The sequence below is a fragment of the Carnobacterium sp. genome (genome assembly GCF_049673005.1).
Taxonomy (GTDB): Bacteria; Bacillota; Bacilli; order Lactobacillales; family Carnobacteriaceae; genus Carnobacterium_A.
In genome coordinates this window covers 1-2,297 of record NZ_JBATXB010000076.1, presented here as the reverse complement: position 1 = coordinate 2,297, position 2,297 = coordinate 1, and the positions used below count along the sequence as shown (strand labels likewise).

Here is a 2,297-nt window from a genome sequence, read left to right as displayed (position 1 = left end):
ATTTTATTTTAACAACATTCTTTTTGCACCTTTGAAGCCCATGGTAAATAGGCCTCCAAAGGTATATTTTTTTGGTTTGGTAGGTGTGTTAGAAGGTATTCAAAATAAGTACGTGGGTTTAAGCCGTTGGCTTTTGCGGTCTCTTGAATACTCAAGATTGCAGCGTTTGAACGCGCTCCACCAGTAGTTGCCGCAAAAAGCCAATTTTTTCTTCCCATTACAAGAGACTTTATACCTCGCTCTGCTAAATTATTGGTAAGTACTAAGCGACCATCTTTCAAAACAGTCTTTACTTTAGTCTCTTGCTTCAAAGCATAAGAAATAGCTGTCCCAATTTTCCCTTTAATCATCGGATTAAGAGTTTTAAGCCACTCGAAAAATTCATCTAATTTTGGTTTAATGAATTGTTCTCTTTTACAGTGTCGTTCTTTAATAGACAGCTCCGCTAATTCCTTCTCCTTTTTAAAGATGACATCACATTTTTCCACCGCTAACCGTGACGTACTCTTCTTTTCTCCTTCTATAGCTGGAAGGGCATCATAAAATTTTCTTCTTACATGAGCAAAACAGGCAACGGATGATACATCGATTAGTTTACCATAAGCAGAAAAGCCATCAGAATGAAGATAACCTCGGTATCCTTTTAAAAAGGCTAAGGGTACTTCGCTACTTCGAGAGGGTCCATGCTCATAAATATGTATTTTCTTATCTGCGTATCTTCCAGAACTAAATAGCCAGACATAGTCTTTTGTTCGCTCACTATCTAGTACTTTAAATGTTGTCTCATCCGCATGTAAAACGTCTTCTTTCAAAAGATGCTTCTTCATTAATCGAACCAAAGGTTCAAAATAATATTCTGCCGTCTTTTTATGCCAATTTGAAATGTTCGTTCTTTTAATCTCAAAGTTCATCAATTTCCAATGTGACTCTTGACGATAGGTTGGGACCTTTTGTTGAAATTTTTGATAAATAGTTTCCGCAATTAAAGAAGCAGAAGCGAAAGAGCCGTTTAGTGGGGCTTTCGGTACTTCAGCTTTTACAATAGATGTAGCTCCTGACTTTTCACAAGTTTGACAGGAATAAGCATAACGAATATGACGATGATTTTCCAAGCGAGCAGGAATGTAAACAACCTCTTCACGTATGACTTCTTTTCCCATTTCTTTCATAACAGAAGTACAGTGAGGACAAGTACAATTTTCTTCTCGGTATAGATGTTCAACAACTGGTAAGTGAGCAATTTTTTCTTTTTGATATCCTTTTTTCTTACGACGAGAGGTAGATGTTACTTCTATTATTTCCTCAGCACTTTGATCACCAGTCTGCTCTGGCCAACTAAAAGATGGATCATTCTCAAAAAGATCAGTTTGGTTGGGATCACTATTATCGGGAGATAAACTTTCTTTTTTGCGTCCAAATAACTGCTTGAGAAGATACTGGTTCTGTTCACGTTGAAGAGCCAATTCTTCATTGACCTGCTTAAGTTGTTGCGTTAACTCTGCGAGACTTTTAGCCATCAATTCATTTTGCTGTAATGATTTTTTTAATTGTTGTTCCAACATTATTGACATAACTGATCCTCCCTTTCCGTTTTTTTAATAAAATAATTATAAGTGATTTTCATCAAAAAAACTAGCCTGGAATAGAGTTTTTTCTCCAATCCAGCCTAGTTTTTCTATGTTACAATTCCTTCAGCCGCAGGCTGAATCGTGACTTTCTGTTCAATTGACAATCCTTCTAGTAGCCATCGTAGTTGTTGAGAGGTCAATTGCTTAACTTCTTGTTGTTTACTAGGCCAGTTTAAACGTCCATTTTCAAGTCTTTTATACAAGAGTAAAAAACCATCACCCTCCCAATACAAAGCTTTAAACCGATCTTTTCTTCCTCCACAAAATAGGAAGACTGCATCATCATAGATATTCATATCATATTCTTCTACGATTGTTGCAGCTAATCCATCAATTTGTCGACGCATATCGGTTTTTCCACAAACAATAAACACGTTCTTCACCTTGGTAAAATCAATTACTTTCATGAGCACTCAGCTCCGATAGGATAATACGAAGAGAATCTGCTTTAATTTCTTCGTATAAAAATAATTCTGTTCGGGAGAACTTAACCCGAGCAACTAATGTAGAGGGAGAAGTCTTAGGCTTAAAAAGTTGTGAAGCTGAAGATTTAGAATCATTGGCTAATGTAACTGGGACAATATCTTGTTTTGCTTTCATTAATAAAACCTCCTGTAAACACTGAATTTGTTTAATTTTATCAAGAGGCTATCTATTTTGAAAGATACC

At 36.1% G+C, this 2,297-nt stretch carries 3 protein-coding genes; all 3 read right to left on the bottom strand.

Features of this window, described 5'->3' with window-relative positions:
- Nucleotides 1-8: 8 nt before the first annotated feature.
- Nucleotides 9-1,571, bottom strand: a complete 1,563-nt coding sequence (gene tnpC, locus WBF61_RS06005) for an IS66 family transposase (protein ID WP_424254809.1) — start codon at nt 1,569-1,571, stop codon at nt 9-11.
- A 104-nt stretch (nt 1,572-1,675) separates the two neighbouring features.
- On the bottom strand, nt 1,676-2,035 hold the full coding sequence (gene tnpB, locus WBF61_RS06000; RefSeq protein ID WP_424254808.1) for an IS66 family insertion sequence element accessory protein TnpB: 360 nt from the start codon (nt 2,033-2,035) through the stop codon (nt 1,676-1,678).
- Nucleotides 2,022-2,228: a hypothetical protein gene (locus tag WBF61_RS05995; protein ID WP_424254806.1), complete on the bottom strand. Its 207-nt coding sequence runs from the start codon at nt 2,226-2,228 to the stop codon at nt 2,022-2,024. The genes tnpB and WBF61_RS05995 overlap by 14 nt, the downstream gene beginning before the upstream one ends.
- Between the last annotated feature and the right edge of the window lie 69 nt (nt 2,229-2,297).

What these genes read in the sequence shown, in the direction of transcription:
- tnpC (WP_424254809.1), bottom strand. Translation starts at nt 1,571, where the DNA reads ATGTCAATAATGTTGGAACAACAATTAAAAAAATCATTACAGCAAAAT.
- tnpB (WP_424254808.1), bottom strand. Translation starts at nt 2,035, where the DNA reads ATGAAAGTAATTGATTTTACCAAGGTGAAGAACGTGTTTATTGTTTGT.
- WBF61_RS05995 (WP_424254806.1), bottom strand. Translation starts at nt 2,228, where the DNA reads ATGAAAGCAAAACAAGATATTGTCCCAGTTACATTAGCCAATGATTCT.